We start from the raw sequence: 18,465 nt of genomic DNA, 5'->3' as shown, positions 1-18,465 counted from the left end.
ATAAAACAAAATGATGCGGTTCCTCCCGGAGCTCCGGCTACGGATCGAAAGGGAAAGGCCGCACACTCCCCCGCCCCGGCCGAAAGGAAAAACACAGGCGGAGCGCGTGTGTTCGGGGGGATCGCATGGGGGCTGCGGGTGTGAAAATCTGCTGAAATGCGTTCGTCTCCGCGGAGGAAAGCGCTGCTCGTGAAAAAAACTTACGCAAATGGGGGATTTATTTTGTTTTTTCTCTTGCATCCTGTAAAAAATGGGGTATAATGAAATATGCGAATTAAGTATACGAATTTAGTATACATTAACCTCCATTCAAACCCGGATTCAATCTATATCAATAATGAGGTGAACATTCATGTCCCATGAATTGCTGAAAGTAGAAAACCTGCAGGTGGGTGTTGAAGATAAGGTGATACTGGACAAGCTGAACCTTACCATCCGCAGCGGTGAAACGCATGTTTTGATGGGCCCCAACGGCGCGGGAAAATCCACCCTGGGTAATGCCATTATGGGCCATCCGCAATATAATATCTGTCAGGGCAGCATCGTGTTCGACGGAGACGACATCACAAACGAGTCGACCGACGTGCGTGCGAAAAAGGGAATTTTTCTCTCCTTCCAGAATCCCGAAGAGGTTCCCGGAATCGCGCTGGGCAACTTTCTGCGCGTGTCCCGCGAAGCGGTGACCGGCGAAGCGCCCCGCATTCTGAAGTTCCAAAAGGAAATGAGAGGCCTGATGGATTCGCTGGAAATCGACCAGGAGTACGCCTCGCGTTACCTGAACGTCGGTTTTTCGGGCGGTGAGAAGAAAAAATCGGAAATTCTGCAGATGCTGATGCTCAACCCCAAGCTGGCGATTTTGGACGAAACGGATTCCGGCCTGGACGTGGACGCCGTAAAGGTGGTTTCAAAGGGCATCCGCCAGTTCCGCAGCGATAAAAATTCCCTGCTGATCATCACGCACAACGCAAAGATTCTGGAGGGCCTGAAGGTGGACTACGTTCACGTTCTGGTGAACGGCACGATCGTGCACACCGGCGGCAGCAGCCTGATTCAGGAAATCAACGAAAAGGGCTTCCAGTTTTTTGAAGCGGGAGGTGTCCGCAATTGAAAGCCTTTGAAGAAGAAAAAACAAGGGTCGACGACATAGACAGAACCATCTACGACGTAAAGGATAAGGTAGACGCCGCCTTTACCGTCGATTCGGGCCTGACGCCGGAAATCGTAAATCAGATTTCCGTTGAGAAGAAGGACCCGGAATGGATGCGCCTGTTCCGCCAGAAATCCCTGCGCACTTATAATGAAATGCCCCTGCCCGGCTGGGGCCCCTCTCTCGACGGTTTGGATATGGATCACATCGTGACCTATGTGCGCCCCAAAACCGGCATGAGCAGCAAATGGGAGCAGGTTCCCAAAGACATCAAAAACACTTTTGAACGCCTGGGCATCCCCCAGGCGGAACGCCTTTCGCTCGCGGGCGTCGGCGCCCAGTACGATTCCGAGGTCGTGTACCACAACGTGCGCGCCGAGGTGGAGGCGCAGGGCGTTGTTTATACCGATATGGAGAGCGCGCTGCACGGCCCGTACGCCGAAATGATCCGCAAGCACTTTATGAAGCTGGTTCCTCCCAGCGACCATAAATTTGCCGCTTTGCACGGTGCGGTGTGGTCCGGCGGCTCATTCGTTTACGTTCCCGAGGGAGTGAAGCTGACGATTCCGCTGCAGTCTTACTTCCGGTTGAACGCGCCGGGCGCAGGCCAGTTCGAGCACACCCTGATTATTGTGGAAAAGAATGCGTACCTGCATTTTATCGAGGGCTGTTCCGCCCCGAGATATAACGTCGCCAACCTGCACGCGGGCTGCGTGGAGCTGTTTGTCGGCGAGAATGCCCGCCTGCGCTACTCCACCATTGAAAACTGGTCGAAGAACATGTATAACCTGAACACCAAGCGCGCGCTGGTTGAAAAGGGCGGCGCGATCGAGTGGGTTTCAGGTTCGTTCGGCTCCAACACCTCCTGCCTGTACCCCATGAGCGTGTTAAAGGGCGAGGGCGCGCGCACGGAATTTACCGGCATCACCTTTGCCGGCAAGGGCCAGACCCTTGACAACGGCTCGAAGGTCATTCACGCCGCGCCGAACACCAGCTCGCGCATCAGCACCAAATCGATCTCGAAGGACGGCGGAACCTGCATTTACCGCAGCAGCGTCGTCATCACCCCCGAAGCGGCGCACAGCAAATCCTCTGTTTCATGCGAATCCCTGATGCTGGATTCCGAATCCCGTTCCGATACCATTCCGGTGATGGACATTCAGAATGACGAATCCGACGTGGGCCACGAGGCGAAAATCGGCCGGATCAGCGACACAGCGATCTTCTACCTGATGACCCGCGGCCTGAGCGAGGACGACGCGCGCTCCATTATCGTCAGCGGCTTTGCCGAGCCGATCGCGAAGGAGCTGCCGATGGAGTACGCCGTGGAAATGAATAACCTGATCAAGCTCGAAATGAGCGGCAGCATTGGATGAGGAAAGGAGCTTTGCAATGAACATCACCTTGAATCAAGTAAACCTGCTGCCGGTCAGAACCTGGAAGTGGCTCGGAGTCAACGGCACGGCGGTGGAAGAAGAAATCCCCGGCGAATTTGCCGCGTGGGAACCGCAGGCTCTGAACCTGCCGCAGGGAATCAAACAGAACACCGCCGCCTTTGACGGCGCGGAGCAGATAGAGACCGGCATGGGCAAGGACGCGGAGCAATTTGTTCTGCAGAACCAAAACGCGGGAATCCACCTGACTGCCGAGGGCAGCGCGGAGGAACCGATCACCGCGGAATATGTGCTGGACGCTACCTGTCCCGCGCTTGCCGATTACAATACCATTTACGCAAAGGAAAACAGCAGCGTCACGCTGGTGCTTTCTTACCGTTCACAGGGCGGCGCAAGCGTATTTCACACCAGCCTCACCAAGATCGTGGCGGAGCGCGGAGCGCATGTTCGCCTGGTGCAGGTACAGCTGCTCGGCGACAGCGCATTCCATTTTGACGACGTCGGCGTGATCGAAAAAGAAAACGCCGTCGTGGAGGTTGTCCACGTCGAGCTGGGCGCGCGCAAGGTTTTTTCGGGCTGTAAGGCCCGGCTGGAAGAGCGCCGCAGCCGCTTTGAGGCGGAAACGATTTATCTGGGCGACAAATCCAGAAGCATCGATATGAACTACGTGGCACAGCATATCGGCAAGGAAACGGAAAGTGAAATCCACGCGAACGGCGCTCTGCTGGACGAAAGCCAGAAGATTTACCGCGGCACCATCGATTTTCTGCGCGGAGCCGCTTATTCCGTCGGGCATGAAAGCGAGTACACCCTGCTGTTCAGCCCCAGGGTGCGCAACCGCACCGCGCCGCTGATTCTGTGCGGCGAAGAAAACGTAGAGGGGCAGCACGCCGCGAGCATCGGCAAGATCGACCCCGGCAAGCTGTTCTACCTGATGTCCCGCGGACTTTCGGAGCCGCAGGCCAAGCAGATTGTCATTGAGGCCCAATTCACACCGGCACTGGAGAAAATCCCGGCAGAAGCACTGCGGGAAGCTGTCCGCGACTGGCTGAAGGAAAGGATGAGCAACGCATGAACCGGATACAGGAACAATTCCCCTTATTACAGGAAAAGGTACACGGCAAGCCGATCGTTTACTTGGATAACGCCGCCACCGCGCAGCGCCCGGTCAGCGTTTTGAAGGCCGTGGATGATTTTTACCGCCACGACAACGCCAACCCCCACCGCGGCGTTTACGAGCTGGCCGTGCGCGCCACCAACGCGTTTGAGGACGCCCGCAAGGTGGTCGCCGGCTTTATCGGCGTAAAGGATGCGGCGGAGCTGATCTTTACCCGCAACGCCACCGAGGCGCTGAACCTGATCGCGTACAGCTACGGCCTGAACTTCCTCTCCGAGGGCGACGGCATCACGATCTCCATTGCGGAGCATCACAGCAATCTGGTGCCGTGGCAGCACGTGGCCGGGGTGGTCGGCGCTTCGCTCGACTACCTGTACCTGACCGACGGGGCGCGGATTTCCGACGAGGAAATCGCCGCGAAAATTACGGAAAAGACAAAGCTGGTTTCTGTTGCCCACATTTCAAACGTGCTGGGCATTCGCCTTCCGGTTGAAAAAATTGTAAAGCGCGCACACGAGGTAGGCGCCGTTGTGGTGCTGGACTGCGCGCAGAGCATCCCCCATTTTCCCGTGGATGTGGAGCAGCTCGGCGTGGATTTTGCAGTGTTTTCGGGCCACAAAATGTACGCACCGCTCGGCATCGGCGCGCTGTGGGGCCGCAGAGAGCTGCTGGAGAAAATGCCGCCGTTCCTTTCCGGCGGCGATATGATCGATTCCGTGGAGGAGCAGGTAACCACCTACGCTCCCATCCCCCAGAAATTTGAAGCCGGCACGCAGGATGCGGCCGGTGCGGTCGGCCTAGCTGCCGCGGTCAAATTCATGCAGGAGATCGGCTGGGAAGAGATCACCCGCATTGAGCATGAGCTGATTGCCTACGCGCTGGAAGGGATGCGCAAGATTCCCCACGTCATTATACTGGGCGGCGATATCCCCGCAAACGAGCGCTACGGCGCGATTTCGTTTCTGGTAGAGGATGTTCATCCCCATGATGTAGCCAGCATTCTGGATGCGGACGGCGTTTGCATTCGCGCAGGGCATCACTGCGCGCAGCCCTTGCTGCACCATCTGGATGTGTACGCGACCAGCCGCATCAGCTTTGCCGTGTACAACACCAAAGAGGACATCGACGCGTTTCTGGAAAGCCTGAAGAAAGTCAGAGGAGTGATGGGCTATGGAGCTTGATCAGATTTATACCGAGATCATTACGGAGAACAGCCGCTCCAAGCGCAACAAGCGCGAGCTGGAAAACCCCACCGCTGTGATCAAAGGCGTAAACCCATCCTGCGGCGACGAAATTTCGCTGCAGATTCGCGAAAAGGACGGTATCATCGAGGATGCTTCCTTTACCGGAATCGGGTGTGCGATTTCGCAGGCTTCGGCCTCCATCATGATCGATCTGATCAAAGGGAAAACCAAAGAGGAAGCGATGCACTTAGCTGAGACATTTCTCTCCATGATCAAGGAAGGCAAGCTGGATGAAGAAGCTCAGGAGGAACTGGAGGACGCCGCCGCGTTCCAGAACATTTCAAAGCTGCCCGCGCGCGTGAAATGCGCGGTGCTGTCCTGGCACACGCTGGAAGAAGCCATTCAGTCGGGCGGGAACTGTCCCGGCGATGATTCCGCCTCTTGTAAGACCAGAATCTGAAATATCCTATTTAAAAAGGGGCTTCGCCGGTTTCATCGGCAAAGCCCCTTTTAATTCTTATTTTAGTTTCTATTACGGGTATTGCATTTCAAAAGTGAAGCTGTGGTCTCCCGAAAAATGAAGCGCAGCCGCCTACATGGTGAGAATGACAAATCCCTGCTTTTAATCGACGGGGCCTTTTTCTTCAAACAGATACCGCAGCATCTTTTCCGGGTGGTTCAAAAACTCCCGGGTCACAACATAATGCTCAGTCTGTTCATACGCGGTGCGGCGAATCCCGCCGTCCTTTGACAGCACATAGATGCACGCGCCGGGGTATGCCATCAAAATCGGAGAATGCGTCGCGATGACGAGCTGGGAATCCCGCTGGACCAGACGGTGAAGATGCACCAGCAGCGACATCTGGCGCGACGGGGACAATGCGGCCTCCGGTTCGTCCAGAAGATACAAGCCGTCTCCCCCAAACCGGTTGAGCACCAGAGCCAGAAAGCTTTCTCCGTGCGACTGCTCGTGCAGCGATACACCGCCGTAGCTTTCGATCACTTTGGGGCTGAAGGACGGCGCTTCATCCATCTCATCGATATTCGTCGCCACATTATAAAAGCTTTCGGCACGCAGGAAGAAGCCGTCCCTTGGGCGGCGGTACCCCTTCACAAGCCGCAGGTATTCATACAGCTCGGAATGCGTTTCTCTGGAGGAAAAGGAAAAATTGCGGGTGCCGCCCTCAGGGTTAAACCCGGCGGCCACGGCGATCGCCTCGAGCAAAGTAGATTTTCCCGTCCCATTTTCCCCCACCAGAAACGTGACCGGCTGTTCCAGCAAAAGCGGGCCTTCCCGCAGGCTCTGAACCGCCGGAAGCTCCTTCCAGTAGCAGCGCCGCTCCGGTAATCCGGTCAGCTCTACCCGCCTGAGGTACTGCGTCTCCAAGCTCTCCCCTCTCTGATCACGCAATTCCCTGTGCGACCGGGGCCAGCAAAACCTTACCGGTTCCGCGGAATACATTCACCAGGCCCTCGCCGGAAACAGCGGAGCCCATCAGCGATTTTCCGGAGCGCTCCACCGTGAAATTCAGGCTGCCGCTCCAGGCGATCGCCATGTTTCCATCCACCTTCAAAATGTCGTCCTGCAGCGTGATCTCGACCAGCTCCTCCCGCGGGCAAACGGATTCCAGGCAGAGGATGCCGCTGCCGCTGACGCCCAGATTGAACAGGCCCTCGTTGCCCGCCACTGCCGACGAGAGGTTCGAGCGCATGACCGCCTTGTGCTTGAGGGTGGATTCACACGCCAGAAACAGGCCGTCGTCCAGCACGATGGAGCCGTTCCAATCCTGAAGATCGATCAGAAGAATGTGGCGGTAGGTCGGTTCCAGCACCAAAGTGCCGTTGCCGGTGTATTCGGGCTTGATCGCCGATTCCCCCGTTACCTTGCCGCGCATCGCCTTGCCCAGAAAATCGCCCATGCCCTTAATGCCGGTGGTGGCGTTCACGTTCCCCGCCGTCCACTGCATCGCGCCGGCCTGCAGGGTAATCCCGCCGTTCGCTTTGCTGAGATCACATACAACCTGGCGTTTGCGCACATTCATTGCATTCGCAAAATAAGCGATCTGCGCATCCTGCGGCATAACGCTCAGGTCGCGCTGATACTCCAGAACGGTGAAGGCCCCCAAAGAAGCCAGCGTGGTAATATCGTCGTTGTCGATAAAGTTTGAAATTTGATACATTTCCATTTCCCCCTTCGATTTCTGGTCGGAATTCATGGCGTGCCGAAAGGCCCTTGGCAGAAAACTGCTTTTGATATAGAAAGCAACAGACGCTCTGTGCGTTCTGTTTTTTGCCACCAGAACCATATCCTGTGATTTTATCTTACAGAAACAGATTTACAAAGTCAAGGAACGCCCTCAAATCCCCCTCCCCCATACTGCAAATACAGCAAAAAAAGCACAGTGCAGAAAATTCATCTGCGCTGTGCTTTTTCAGTTTGATCAGCGGTTCATTTCGCTCTGAAGGCCCTTGTTCTGGTGCTCCTCTATCAGACGCTCAATATCGCGGAAATCGGAGGCCGGCATATCGCCCGGCACCGTATTTTTCACGGCGCTGCTCGCGTTGCCGAATTCCAGCGCCTTCTGATGATCGCCGTATTTCAGCAAACCGAACAAAACGCCCGCCACATACGCGTCGCCGCTGCCGATGCGGTCTACCACCTCGATGTTGGCATACGGCTCTTCCTCATAGAACCGATCCTCTTTGGCGCTGTACAGAATCGAGCCGAAGGTATGCTGCTTGGGGCTGATGATCTGCCGGTTGGTGGTCGCGACCACCTCTACCCCGTAGTCCTGGCAATAGCTCTTCATGATGTCGTGCAGCTCGCCGGTTTTCCGGAACATTCTGCGCGACGTTTCAGAGGACACGAACAGGATATTGATGTACGGGAGGATGCTTTCGATCGTACGCCGGGCTTCGTCCTCCTCCCACAGATTGGCGCGGTAGTTCACGTCGAACGAAATCTTTGCCCCGCCCGCGCGAAAACGGCGGACCAGCTCCAGCGCCACCTCGCGGGTCTGCCGGCTCAGCGCCAGAGAGATGCCGCTTGTGTGGAACACGCGCGTGCTGGTGTAGGCGGATTCGGGGATTTCCTCAAGCGTGATGCTGTTGATGGAGGAATGCTTTCTGTCGTACACCACGCAGGGCTTTCTGGGGTGCGCGCCGTTTTCATAATAATAGACTCCCAGGCGGGCATCGCGGCTTTCGTCGTACAGCAGAAAGTCATCGCTGACGCCGCCGAAGCGGATGCGGTTTTTGATGAAGGTACCGATCTCGCTGCGCGGAAGCTTGGAAATAATGCCCGTGCGCAGTCCTAACAATGACAGGCCCGAAGAAACATTCAGCTCAGAGCCGCCCGCGCGCTTTTCAAAGACCACCCCGTCAACGATCCGCTCGTTGATGGTGGGCGAAAGCCGCAGCATGATTTCCCCAAAGGTGATGGCGTCAAAAGGTCGTTTGGATTCCATGACATCTGCTCCTTTTTTACGAATAACTCTGCTCTGCCAAGCAAAACAGTGGATCATGCCGGTTCTCTTCCCTGTTTCATTGCAGATTTTGGTATCAGCCTCTATTTCCCAGAGCCGTCTCTGATGAAGGAAAGGGCCTCCGGATGAATGATTCTCCGGGAGCCCTTTCCGCACACCGCACAGCGCGGCGCTGATTCGCCCGAATGTTATCTCTGAACGCGGCCGGAGCCGTCGCCCTTGGCAAGCTTGTTGACTTCGTCCACAGAAACCTGGTTGAAGTCGCCCTCGATCGAGTGCTTCAGGCAGCTGGCCGCCACCGCAAACTCAATGGCATCCTGCGGAGCATAGCTGTTGAGCAGGGAGTAAATCAGGCCGCCGCCAAAGCTGTCTCCGCCGCCGACGCGGTCTACAATGCGAATGAGGTAATCCTTACTGAAATAGTAGTCCTTGCCGTCGTACAGCATGGCCGCCCAGTTGTTGTCGCTGGCGGAAATGGAGCCGCGCAGGGTAATGGCAACCTTGTCGAAGTGGAAGGTATCGGCCAGCTTCTTCGCGACCTCTTTATAGCCCTCGTGGCTGATCTTGCCGCCGGTGATATCGGTATTCGCCGCCTTGATGCCGAACACGTCGCTGGCGTCCTCTTCGTTGGAGATGCACACGTTGACATACTCCATCAGCCCGCCCATCACCTGGCCGGCTTTTTCGCGGGACCACAGGTTCTTGCGGTAATTGAGATCGCAGCTGACGGTGACATTGTGGCGCTTCGCAGCCTCGCAGGCCTCAAGGCAGATTGCCGCCGCGCTGTCGCTGATCGCGGGAGTAATGCCGGTGAAGTGGAACCAGTCCACGCCCTCGAAAATATCATCCCAATTGAAGTCGGAGGGCTGTGCGGTCGCAATCGCGGAACCGGCGCGGTCGTAAATGACCTTGGACGGACGCTGGCTGGCACCCTTTTCTAAAAAGTAGATGCCCACTCTGTCGCCGCCTCGGGTGATTTTAGAAACATCCACGCCGTATCTTCTCAGGGAATTAACGGCGCTCTGGCCGATGTCGTGCTTCGGCAGCTTCGTGACAAAGCTGGCGTCAATGCCGAAATTGGCAAGGGATACCGCCACGTTTGCCTCACCACCGCCATAGGTGGCGCCAAAGCTCTCTGCCTGAACAAAACGATAATAGCCTTCCGGTGCAAGGCGCAGCATGATTTCTCCAAAGGTAACTACTTTCATCTGAAAATCCTCCAAATAACATAGTGATTGCTTCCAAAACGTTTTCCGCTCCCCGCCGAAGACGAGGGGAAAATTTCTGTTTTTCAGCAAATATGATTTTTGATTCGGTTCCTATTACTTTTTCTGGGCAAGATGAACTCTAAAGCCGCAGAAATCGCGCTTGAAATAAATGATGGTCATATTGCCTTTGTCATCGTATTTCGCGGAATCCGGATCGAACTCGATGCCGCGGCTCTCAAAATAGCTGATGGCTCTGGGCAGGGAATTGGTGTTGATGGAGAAATGGCCGTGATCGCCAAAGCCCTTATATTTCATGATCTCTATAATTGTACCGGCAAAGAAGGAGCTGCTTCCCTCTTTCTTAGCAAAGCCGAAAATGTCGCTGAACGCGTCGGTCAGCTCACCGGCCTCGGCCGCATCCTTGGTGTTGATGCCGATATGGCCAAGCTCAAAGCCCAGCATGGTCTGAACCGCCTCGCGGGTCATGTCACGGATCTTGTCGAACTCGCCGGCACTGATCAGCTCGGGCTTTACCATCCAGCTGCCGCCGCAGGCCAAAATCTTATGATAGGCCAGATATTCGTTGAGGTTCTTCGCGTTGATGCCGCCGGTGGGCATGAATTTCATCTTCACATAGGGGGCCGCCAGCGCTTTGATCATCGCAAGGCCGCCCGCCTGCTCGGCCGGGAAGAATTTGACCACGTCGAGGCCAAGCTCAATGGCCTGCTCGATGTCGCTCGCGTTCGATACGCCGGGGGTGACCGGAATGCCCTTCTCCACACAGTACTTTACCACCTTGGGGTTCAGGCCCGGGCTGACGATAAAGGTAGCGCCCGCCGCAACCGCCTTGTCTACCTGCTCGGTCGTCAGAACCGTGCCTGCGCCGACGAGCATTTCGGGGTATGCCTTTGCAATGGCACGAATGGCTTCCTCTGCCGCATCGGTACGGAAGGTTACCTCCGCACAGGGCAGGCCGCCTTCGCACAGCGCTTTTGCCAGCGGTACGGCATCCTTCGCGTCGTCGATTTTAACAACGGGAACAATTCCGATCGCACCGATCTTTTTCAATACATCATTCATGTTCAGCACCTCTTTACCAAAGTTTCGTAATGTGGAACCAAGTTTCATTTTCTTTGTACTTTTATTATACTGTTTCCACGCGTGAAGTCAATAGAATCTGACAGCTTTCCAATTGTTTTTCCCCAAACACTGTGATACTATAAAAACACGAATTCAAAAGGAACGATTTGTACCCATTTTCAGGCACAATGCTCATCGAATCCTGATGGTCAGTCACTGTCATCTAAAATCATTCATCCATTGGAAAGGAAGAAATCGCTGTATGCCCCAAACAAATCCCGTTCAGTCGGCAGAGCGTATTTTTGAAATACTGGAGGCTCTGGTGCAAAACGGCCCGGTCACGCTGACCGAGCTGAGCACCCGCCTTTCCCTTCATAAAAGCACGGTGCACCGCCTGCTGAAATCCCTCATTCTGATGGGTTATGCGCGGCAGGAGGAAGAATCGGGGAAATATCTGCCCACCTATAAGATTCTGGGGCTGGCAGGGATGCTTCTCTCGAAGCTCGATATTCTTGCGGTGGCCCACCCTTACCTGGAGCGCCTGATGAGGCAGACACACGAAACCGTGCACTTCGTTCAGCGCGAAAACACGCACATCGTCTATGTGGATAAGGTGGAATCCGACGCCAACAGCATCCGCATGGTGTCGCGGATCGGCCTGCGACAGCCCATGTATTCCACAGGGGTCGGCAAGGCGATTCTGGCGCAGATGAAGGACAGCGAAATCCGGGAGGTGTGGAAGCAGAGCAAGATCCGTCCCTTTACCCCGCACACGATCGTCACACTCGAGCAGCTGATGGAGGAAATCGAGCTCATCCGGCGCCAGGGCTACGCACTTGACAACGAAGAAAACGAGCTGGGCGTGCGCTGCATCGCGGCCTGCGTAACGGATTTTTACGGCCGCGCCTCAAACGCATTCAGCATTTCCGCCCCGGTATCGCGCATGTCTGACGAACGCGTGCTGGAGCTTTCGGAATATGTGCTCGAAACCAAGCGCGGCCTTTCTCAGGAACTGGGGTTTTCCGGGAAGTAATCCCGGCCTGAGAACGGGCGCGCGTTTTTGGGCCTGCATGGATTTTTGGGAAATATGCGGGAAAGACTTTTTCTCATCCTAATCATCGCAAAAGCCGCTTTGCGGGAAAATGACGGTTGATTCCCTGCCTTCGGCGGCGAATAAACCAACAGCTTTTTCAGATAGTATTCTAATAAAATACCAAATACCAGCGAATTTTGCGGGAAATGGAAGGTTTTTATGCAAAATCTGTACGGCTTTTGTTGAAACCCCCTGCGTTTGATGGTATAATTATCTGTAATTGTTTTCAGAAATCTGAGCAGACGAAAGGATTAATTGAGATATGATTTGCGCTAACAAATATCACACCCGCCTGTGCGGCCGGGTGAGTGAAACCGATATTGACCAGACGATCCGCGTGGCAGGCTGGGTGGAGAATATCCGCGACCACGGCGGTGTGCAGTTTCTGGATTTGCGGGATCATTACGGCGTGGTGCAGGTTGTTGTACACGACGAAGCCATGCTGCAGGACGTGGTGCGTGAATGCACCATCAGCGTTGAGGGAAAGGTGACCCTGCGCGATGCGGACACCATCAACCCCAAGCTGGCGACCGGTACGGTGGAAATCAAGGCGGACACTCTGACTGTGCTTGGCAAGGTGGCAAAGCCGCTCCCCTTCGAGGTTCCCAATTCCACAGATACCAAGGAAGACGTTCGATTGAAATACCGCTTTTTGGATCTGCGAAACCCGGAGGTTCACAATAATATCGTGCTTCGCTCGCAGGTGATTTCCTTTCTGCGCCAGAAAATGACCGAGATGGGCTTTCTGGAGATTCAGACACCCATTCTCTCTACCTCTTCCCCCGAGGGCGCGCGTGACTATCTGATCCCCAGCCGCAAGCATCACGGCAAATTTTACGCGCTGCCGCAGGCCCCGCAGATTTTCAAGCAGCTGCTGATGGTGTCGGGCTTTGACCGGTATTTTCAGATCGCTCCCTGCTTCCGCGACGAGGACGCGAGAGCCGACCGTTCCCCCGGCGAGTTCTATCAGCTTGATTTTGAGCTTGCTTTCGCCACGCAGGAGGATGTTTTCTCCGTCGCGGAAGAGGTGCTTTCCGAGGTATTTGCAAAGTTCTCGAACAAAGAGGTATCGAAGGCCCCTTATGTGCGCATTCCCTATCAGGAATCCATGCTGAGGTACGGCACGGATAAGCCTGATCTGAGAAACCCACTTGAGATCATCGATATTTCCGACATTTTTGACAACACAACCTTTGCGCCCTTCAAAAATAAGACGATCCGCGCCATCCGCGTGCCGGGCTGCACCGCCCAGCCGAAGAGCTTTTTTGAGAACATGCTGAAATTCGCCACCGAAATCGGCATGAAGGGCCTTGGCTATATCAGCGTGACGGGCGAGGGCGAATACAAGGGCCCGATCAATAAATTTCTGCCGGACGATAAACGCGGGGAGCTGATCTCCCGCGCGGGCCTGATCCCCGGCGACGTGATCTTCTTCATCGCGGACGAGCGCGACGCTGCCGCAAAGCTGGCCGGACAAATCCGCACAGAGCTTGGCAGACGCCTGAACCTGATCGATGAATCCCGCTTTGAGATGTGCTTCATCGTCGACTTCCCCATGTATGAAATCGATGAGGAAACCGGAAAATATATCTTTACGCACAACCCCTTCTCCATGCCCCAGGGCGGTCTTGAGGCGCTGCAGACCAAGAACCCCGAAGAGATTCTCGCCTACCAGTACGACATTGTGTGCAACGGTGTGGAGCTTTCGTCCGGCGCGGTGAGAAACCACGACCCCGAGGTTATGGTGAAGGCGTTTGAGATCGCGGGCTACACCGAAGAGGATATTCGCGAGAAATTCGGCGCGCTGTACAACGCGTTCCACTATGGTGCTCCGCCGCACGCAGGCATGGCCCCCGGGGTAGATCGTATGGTGATGCTGCTGACCGAGCAGCAGAATATCCGCGAGGTCATCCCGTTCCCCATGAACAGCAACGCGCAGGATCTGCTGCTCGGCGCGCCTACCGAAGTAACCGAACAACAGCTGCGCGAGGTTCATATTAAAATCAGATAAAGATCGGCATTGCCGGCAATTTGCCGAAAAGCTGCCTGATCCGAGGCGCGGCGGTGTTTTTCCCGGTCTGCGGCGGGGAAAGACATGAACTGCTTTTTTATATTTTGTATATCTCTTTCTCTGCATTTGTATGCGCAAGAGAAAAACAGAAAGCGACAAGGAGGCGTTTCCGCATGGTCACACATGAGGATGTATTAAAAATTGCGCGGCTCTCAAAGCTCCAAATCCGTGAGGATGAGTTGGAGGCCTTTACAAAGGACATGGACGAAATCATCAATTTCGCCAATACGATCAATCAGGCCGCGGTGGAATCCTCCGACTTCGATCATATCAATCGTCTGGAAAATGTTTTCCGTGAGGATGTCGTTGAGCCGTCTCTTCCCTCTGAGGAAATTCTGCGCAACGCGGAAAGCCAGGAGGACGGCTACTTCCTGGTGAAAAAAAGAGGATAAGGCGGGTGTACTGAATGGAAGATTATGGAAAAATCAAAAAGCTGCACGACTCTTTGCAGAAAAAGGAATTCTCCTGCGAGGAGCTGACCAAAACCTATATCGGGGCGATCGAGGCGGACAATCCCGCCCTCAACGCCTATGTTCACACAACGCCGGAAACCGCGCTTGCCGCCGCGCGGGAGATCGACGCGAAAATCGCCCGCGGCGAAACGCTGGATATCCTCGAGGGAATTCCCATGACTCTGAAGGACAACATCTCCACCACGGGAATCGAAACCACCTGCGGCTCCAAAATTCTGGAGGGTTACCGCCCGGTATTCGACGCCACCGTGTGGGAGCTGCTCCGCCGCAGGGGCGCTGTTCTTCTCGGCAAAACCAATATGGACGAATTCGCCATGGGCTCCTCGAACGAAACCTCGGTTTACGGCGGCGCGTGGAACCCCCACAGTACCGCTCACGTTGCGGGCGGCAGCTCCGGCGGCGTAGCCAGCGCCGTTGCCGGGAATTTGGCGGTTTACGGCCTTGGCTCCGACACCGGCGGATCGATCCGCCAGCCGGCCAGCTTCTGCGGCATCGTCGGTTTAAAGCCCACCTACGGCGCGGTTTCGCGTTACGGCGTGGTGGCCTATGCCTCGAGCTTCGATCAGGTCGGCCCCATCGCCACCAGCGTGGAGGATGCCGCTCTGGTTTACGACGCTCTGGCAAAGCAGGACCCGAGGGACTCCACCTCGCGCGGCGCGCGGGAATTGGCCTGCGGCACCCTGAAAAAGGACATCAAGGGCATGCGCATCGGCTTTGCCAGGCAGTATTTTGACGGTGTTCGCGACGAGGTGCGCGAAGCGGTGGAGCGCTCCATGCAGGTTTACTGCGAGCTTGGCGCGGAGCTGGTGGAGATTGATCTGCCCCAGCTCTCTTACGCCCTGCCGGTGTATTACATTCTGAGCTGCGCGGAGGCTTCCTCAAACCTTGGCCGTTTTGACGGCATCCGCTACGGCTACAAGGCGAAAAACTACGGCGACGTCAACGAAATGATCGCCAAAACGCGCAGCGAAGGCTTCGGCAAGGAGGTCAAGCGCCGCATTTTGCTCGGCACCTATGTGCTCAGCGCCGGTTACTATGACGCCTATTACAAAAAGGCGCAGAGCCTGCGCGGGATGCTGGTGCAGGCGTTCCAGTCCGCGTTTGAGCGCTGCGATGTGATCGCGGCCCCCACCGTACCGATGACCGCTTTCGAGCGCGGCAAGGCCGCCCAAAACGCGGTGGAAACGTACCTGACGGATATCTGCACCGTGCCGGTCAATATCGCGGGCATTCCGGCCCTCTCTCTTCCCTGCGGATTTGACCAAAAGGGTCTTCCCATCGGCCTGCAGCTGATCGGAAATTCCTTCTGCGAGGCCACGCTTCTCAACGCCGCCTACCAGTTTGAGCAGGCGACCAGAGAAACGGTGTTTCGCGCGGCGAAAATGGGGGTGCGATAATGAAATACGAACTGGTATCGGGTCTTGAAACCCACGTGGAGCTCTCCACAAAAACAAAAATTTTCTGCAGCTGCTCCACGAAATTCGGCGGCGAGCCGAACACCCACTGCTGCCCTGTTTGCCTCGGGTTCCCCGGAACACTGCCGAAGCTCAATAAAAAAGTGGTGGAGTATGCCATTATGGCGGGCCTCGCCACCAACTGCGAAATTTCAAATATTTCCAAAATGGACCGCAAAAATTACTGCTATCCCGATCTGCCCAAGGCTTACCAGATTTCGCAGTTCGATATGCCGCTTTGCAAAAACGGATATATCGATCTTTCAAACGGGCGCAGAATCCGCATCAACCGCATTCATATTGAAGAGGACGCGGGCAAGCTGGTTCACCAGGGCGGCAACACCTATGTGGACTACAACCGCGGCGGTGTTCCGTTGATTGAAATCGTGACCGAGCCGGATTTCCGCAGCAGCGACGAGGTACGCGAGTATGTGGAAAAATTGCAGCTTACGATGAAATTTATCGGTGTTTCCGACTGCAAAATGCAGGAGGGCTCCATGCGTTGCGACGTGAACATCTCCGTGCGCCCGGTGGGCAGCGAAGAGTACGGCACCCGCACCGAAATCAAAAACATGAACTCGATCACCTTTATGACCAAGGCGATCGACTACGAATACACCCGCCAGATCGACGTGCTGGAAAACGGCGGGAAAATCACGCAGGAAACCCTGCGCTACAACGAATCGGACGGCACAACCTCCAGCATGAGAAATAAAGAGGACGCCGACGACTACCGCTACTTCCGCGATCCCGATCTTGTGAACATCCACGTGACGGACGAAGAGGTCGAGGCGATCCGCCGCGCTCTGCCGGAGCTGCCGGAGGTCAAGCGCGTGCGCTATATCAGCCAGTTCGGGCTGCCGGAGGCCGACGCGCTGCAGCTGACCAAATCCCGCGCGATTGCGGAATTTTTTGAAGCGGCCAGCGACGGTGTGAAGAATCCCAAAACTGTTGCGAACTGCATCATCGGCCAGATTTTCCGCCGGATGGAAAATGACGACGCCAAAGAGAAATTTGAGGTTTCGATCCCCGCCTCTTACCTGAAAGACCTGGTGCTTCTGCTCGACAGCGGCAAAATCCGCATGAACCTGCTCAAATCCACGCTGGATCAAATGCTCGACAGCGGCAAGCCCGCCACGGAGTTCCTGAGTGAAAGCGATTTGAGCGGCGTGGACACCGGCGACCTGAAAAAGTTCTGTGAGGACGCTGTGGCCGCGAATCCCAATGCGGTGGCGGATTACCGTGCCGGCAAGGAAAAGGCGCTCAAGGCCCTGCTCGGCTCTGTGATGAAGGCCAGCCGCGGGCGCGCGGACGCATTGGAAGTGGAACGCATTCTGATCGAGCTGATTTCGTAATTAATTGATTCACACTGCTCTTCCATTGAAGCAGGTGAAAAACAGGTTTCTCCCCCGCTTACAGCGAGGGAGAAACCAAAATTTTATTTCTGCTCATAAGTGGGAATTCATAGAAAAAGGAGGATGTTTTATGGAATTTACAAAAGAGACCAACCGCATTTTCGCGAAGGACGCAGCCGGAAAACTGATTGCCGAGATCACATTTCCCAATCGCTCCGCCACCACGGTCGACATCAACCACACGTTTGTGGACGATTCCCTGCGCGGCCAGGGCGTAGCCGGGCAGCTGATGCTGGCGGCCATCGACGCGATTCGCGCACAAGGCAAAAAGGCAATTGTCACCTGCCCTTATGCGGTGGGCTGGTTCCAAAAACATCCGGAATTCTCGGCCCTTTTGGATTCAGAAATTTCCAGCAATAAATAAGCGCATCCTGCACATGCTATTGTCGAGGAAGTTCAGGCGAAGAACCGACTTTGCTGAAGCCTTGCCATAAAAAACACTCCGTTTTTTTGGTGCCGGCGGAAGCGAAACAATTGGTTCGGGATTCTTTTCTGAAATGAATAGAATTTGATCCGCTTGGCACCTCAGAATGTTCGCCTTACAGATAGGGGACGTAAAACAATCTCCATTCAAATGGCAAACGGGGGGAAGAACCATTGGGTTCTTCCCCCTTCCTTGTGTCAAAAGGCTCTGTACCACGGGTAAAGCCGAACGGATTCCGTCCGTACGCTTAACATAACATGTTCTACATGCAGGATGTTTTTGCACGCATGTTTCATAGTTTTTAATAAATAATCGGATTTCTTTTCCAAGCAGAATTCATATACCGCAAAAACAATATTAGGATTTTCACGATTTATTTCAGATTTCACATGGACAAAATAGCGATTTAAAATCGATATTGCCGAAGCGTGCTCAGGTAGGAGACGTTCTGTTGCTTTTTCTTCAATTGCAATAAACCATAAAAGGCTGTGATTTATCCTCATAATGCCGATATAATCCGCTCTTGCTCAGTCCGCTTTTCATGCAGATGTCCTGCATCGAAACTCTTGTATAGCCCAACTCGAAAAAAACAAGCGCCGCAGCACGGATTTGCTGCTTCGTTTTCTCCCCTTTTTGGCCCATTGCGCCCACCCTGTTTTGCGACTGTATAGTCGCTTTTTATTCATTCTATATATCGCTGCACTCACAATGTCAATCGCCTCTGATTTTTTACCATATCATAAAAAACATTTGAAATGATTTACAAAAGAACATGGAATTTACAACCGTTCTATGGTATTCTGAAAGCATTCTTAACCAGTTAATGGGAGTCCTGCTAACAAAAGTCAAGCCCCAAATTCAAGAAAATTCAGTGTAGAAAAAAGAGTATAACAAAAAGGCGGCCACAATATGCGCCCACC

The 18,465-nt window shown here is 54.7% G+C and carries 17 protein-coding genes; 11 read left to right on the top strand and 6 right to left on the bottom strand.

All coding sequences use genetic code 11. From position 1 onward, the window contains the following. The first annotated feature begins 352 nt into the window (after positions 1-352). The 5 genes from sufC to sufU are packed head-to-tail and all read left to right on the top strand — an operon-like array spanning position 353 to position 5,302. Complete coding sequence (gene sufC / locus G340_RS0100085) at positions 353-1,108, top strand: Fe-S cluster assembly ATPase SufC (RefSeq protein ID WP_020071618.1); 756 nt, start codon at positions 353-355, stop codon at positions 1,106-1,108. After that, positions 1,105-2,523 carry a Fe-S cluster assembly protein SufB gene (gene sufB / locus G340_RS0100080; protein WP_020071617.1) on the top strand — a complete coding sequence of 473 codons (1,419 nt, stop codon included), beginning with the start codon at positions 1,105-1,107 and terminating at the stop codon, positions 2,521-2,523. The genes sufC and sufB overlap by 4 nt, the downstream gene beginning before the upstream one ends. A 16-nt stretch (positions 2,524-2,539) precedes the next feature. Then, positions 2,540-3,616 (top strand): SufB/SufD family protein, encoded by a 1,077-nt coding sequence (locus tag G340_RS0100075; protein WP_020071616.1) that lies wholly within the window; start codon positions 2,540-2,542, stop codon positions 3,614-3,616. Next, on the top strand, positions 3,613-4,839 hold the full coding sequence (locus tag G340_RS0100070) for a SufS family cysteine desulfurase (RefSeq protein WP_020071615.1): 1,227 nt from the start codon (positions 3,613-3,615) through the stop codon (positions 4,837-4,839). The genes G340_RS0100075 and G340_RS0100070 overlap by 4 nt, the downstream gene beginning before the upstream one ends. Further along, a complete protein-coding gene (sufU, locus tag G340_RS0100065; RefSeq protein ID WP_020071614.1) occupies positions 4,829-5,302 on the top strand; it encodes a Fe-S cluster assembly sulfur transfer protein SufU in 474 nt (157 codons plus the stop codon). The genes G340_RS0100070 and sufU overlap by 11 nt, the downstream gene beginning before the upstream one ends. A 162-nt stretch (positions 5,303-5,464) precedes the next feature. Here the strand turns inward: sufU and G340_RS0100060 are convergent, their stop codons facing one another. From G340_RS0100060 to eda, 5 genes are all read right to left on the bottom strand, one after another. After that, positions 5,465-6,229, bottom strand: a complete 765-nt coding sequence (locus G340_RS0100060) for an AAA family ATPase (RefSeq protein WP_020071613.1) — start codon at positions 6,227-6,229, stop codon at positions 5,465-5,467. A 16-nt stretch (positions 6,230-6,245) separates the two neighbouring features. Next, entirely contained in the window at positions 6,246-7,022 is a 777-nt protein-coding gene (locus G340_RS0100055; protein WP_027103788.1) for an AIM24 family protein, read from the bottom strand. 261 nt (positions 7,023-7,283) lie between these two features. After that, positions 7,284-8,309 carry a sugar kinase gene (locus G340_RS0100050; RefSeq protein ID WP_020071611.1) on the bottom strand — a complete coding sequence of 342 codons (1,026 nt, stop codon included), beginning with the start codon at positions 8,307-8,309 and terminating at the stop codon, positions 7,284-7,286. 206 nt (positions 8,310-8,515) lie between these two features. Next, on the bottom strand, positions 8,516-9,535 hold the full coding sequence (locus G340_RS0100045) for a PfkB family carbohydrate kinase (protein ID WP_020071610.1): 1,020 nt from the start codon (positions 9,533-9,535) through the stop codon (positions 8,516-8,518). A gap of 114 nt (positions 9,536-9,649) precedes the next feature. Then, complete coding sequence (gene eda / locus G340_RS0100040) at positions 9,650-10,615, bottom strand: bifunctional 4-hydroxy-2-oxoglutarate aldolase/2-dehydro-3-deoxy-phosphogluconate aldolase (RefSeq protein ID WP_020071609.1); 966 nt, start codon at positions 10,613-10,615, stop codon at positions 9,650-9,652. Positions 10,616-10,877: 262 nt separating this feature from the next. Between eda and G340_RS0100035 the strand changes: the two genes are divergently transcribed. The 6 genes from G340_RS0100035 to G340_RS0100010 all read left to right on the top strand — a co-directional run bounded on the left by G340_RS0100035 (position 10,878) and on the right by G340_RS0100010 (position 17,485). Further along, positions 10,878-11,648: an IclR family transcriptional regulator gene (locus G340_RS0100035; RefSeq protein WP_009060056.1), complete on the top strand. Its 771-nt coding sequence runs from the start codon at positions 10,878-10,880 to the stop codon at positions 11,646-11,648. Positions 11,649-11,970: 322 nt separating this feature from the next. Continuing rightward, positions 11,971-13,719: an aspartate--tRNA ligase gene (gene aspS, locus G340_RS0100030; RefSeq protein WP_020071608.1), complete on the top strand. Its 1,749-nt coding sequence runs from the start codon at positions 11,971-11,973 to the stop codon at positions 13,717-13,719. A gap of 173 nt (positions 13,720-13,892) precedes the next feature. After that, positions 13,893-14,171 carry an Asp-tRNA(Asn)/Glu-tRNA(Gln) amidotransferase subunit GatC gene (gene gatC, locus G340_RS0100025; protein ID WP_020071607.1) on the top strand — a complete coding sequence of 93 codons (279 nt, stop codon included), beginning with the start codon at positions 13,893-13,895 and terminating at the stop codon, positions 14,169-14,171. 14 nt (positions 14,172-14,185) lie between these two features. After that, positions 14,186-15,649: an Asp-tRNA(Asn)/Glu-tRNA(Gln) amidotransferase subunit GatA gene (gene gatA / locus G340_RS0100020; RefSeq protein WP_020071606.1), complete on the top strand. Its 1,464-nt coding sequence runs from the start codon at positions 14,186-14,188 to the stop codon at positions 15,647-15,649. Continuing rightward, positions 15,649-17,061, top strand: coding sequence for an Asp-tRNA(Asn)/Glu-tRNA(Gln) amidotransferase subunit GatB (gatB, locus tag G340_RS0100015; protein ID WP_020071605.1), 1,413 nt, complete (start codon positions 15,649-15,651; stop codon positions 17,059-17,061). Before gatA ends, gatB begins: the two co-directional genes overlap by 1 nt. Positions 17,062-17,095: 34 nt before the next feature. After that, a complete protein-coding gene (locus G340_RS0100010; RefSeq protein ID WP_407635350.1) occupies positions 17,096-17,485 on the top strand; it encodes a GNAT family N-acetyltransferase in 390 nt (129 codons plus the stop codon). A gap of 522 nt (positions 17,486-18,007) precedes the next feature. Here the strand turns inward: G340_RS0100010 and G340_RS0100005 are convergent. Further along, a complete protein-coding gene (locus tag G340_RS0100005; protein WP_020071603.1) occupies positions 18,008-18,187 on the bottom strand; it encodes a TetR/AcrR family transcriptional regulator in 180 nt (59 codons plus the stop codon). Positions 18,188-18,465 lie beyond the last annotated feature (278 nt).

The sequence above is a fragment of the Faecalispora sporosphaeroides DSM 1294 genome (assembly GCA_000383295.1).
GTDB classification, from domain to species: Bacteria; Bacillota; Clostridia; order Oscillospirales; family Acutalibacteraceae; genus Faecalispora; species Faecalispora sporosphaeroides.
Note: the sequence above shows the minus strand (reverse complement) of the source record. Positions and strands in the feature narration are given on the sequence as shown.

Bases quoted from the DNA above. Each gene is read 5' to 3' on its own strand.
- G340_RS0100055 (WP_027103788.1), bottom strand. From the start codon at position 7,022: ATGTATCAAATTTCAAACTTTATCGACAACGACGATATTACCACGCTG.
- G340_RS0100005 (WP_020071603.1), bottom strand. From the start codon at position 18,187: ATGGGCCAAAAAGGGGAGAAAACGAAGCAGCAAATCCGTGCTGCGGCG.
- gatB (WP_020071605.1), top strand. From the start codon at position 15,649: ATGAAATACGAACTGGTATCGGGTCTTGAAACCCACGTGGAGCTCTCC.
- G340_RS0100050 (WP_020071611.1), bottom strand. From the start codon at position 8,309: ATGGAATCCAAACGACCTTTTGACGCCATCACCTTTGGGGAAATCATG.
- sufU (WP_020071614.1), top strand. From the start codon at position 4,829: ATGGAGCTTGATCAGATTTATACCGAGATCATTACGGAGAACAGCCGC.
- G340_RS0100045 (WP_020071610.1), bottom strand. From the start codon at position 9,535: ATGAAAGTAGTTACCTTTGGAGAAATCATGCTGCGCCTTGCACCGGAA.
- gatA (WP_020071606.1), top strand. From the start codon at position 14,186: ATGGAAGATTATGGAAAAATCAAAAAGCTGCACGACTCTTTGCAGAAA.
- gatC (WP_020071607.1), top strand. From the start codon at position 13,893: ATGGTCACACATGAGGATGTATTAAAAATTGCGCGGCTCTCAAAGCTC.
- G340_RS0100035 (WP_009060056.1), top strand. From the start codon at position 10,878: ATGCCCCAAACAAATCCCGTTCAGTCGGCAGAGCGTATTTTTGAAATA.
- G340_RS0100070 (WP_020071615.1), top strand. From the start codon at position 3,613: ATGAACCGGATACAGGAACAATTCCCCTTATTACAGGAAAAGGTACAC.
- G340_RS0100075 (WP_020071616.1), top strand. From the start codon at position 2,540: ATGAACATCACCTTGAATCAAGTAAACCTGCTGCCGGTCAGAACCTGG.
- eda (WP_020071609.1), bottom strand. From the start codon at position 10,615: ATGAATGATGTATTGAAAAAGATCGGTGCGATCGGAATTGTTCCCGTT.
- aspS (WP_020071608.1), top strand. From the start codon at position 11,971: ATGATTTGCGCTAACAAATATCACACCCGCCTGTGCGGCCGGGTGAGT.
- sufC (WP_020071618.1), top strand. From the start codon at position 353: ATGTCCCATGAATTGCTGAAAGTAGAAAACCTGCAGGTGGGTGTTGAA.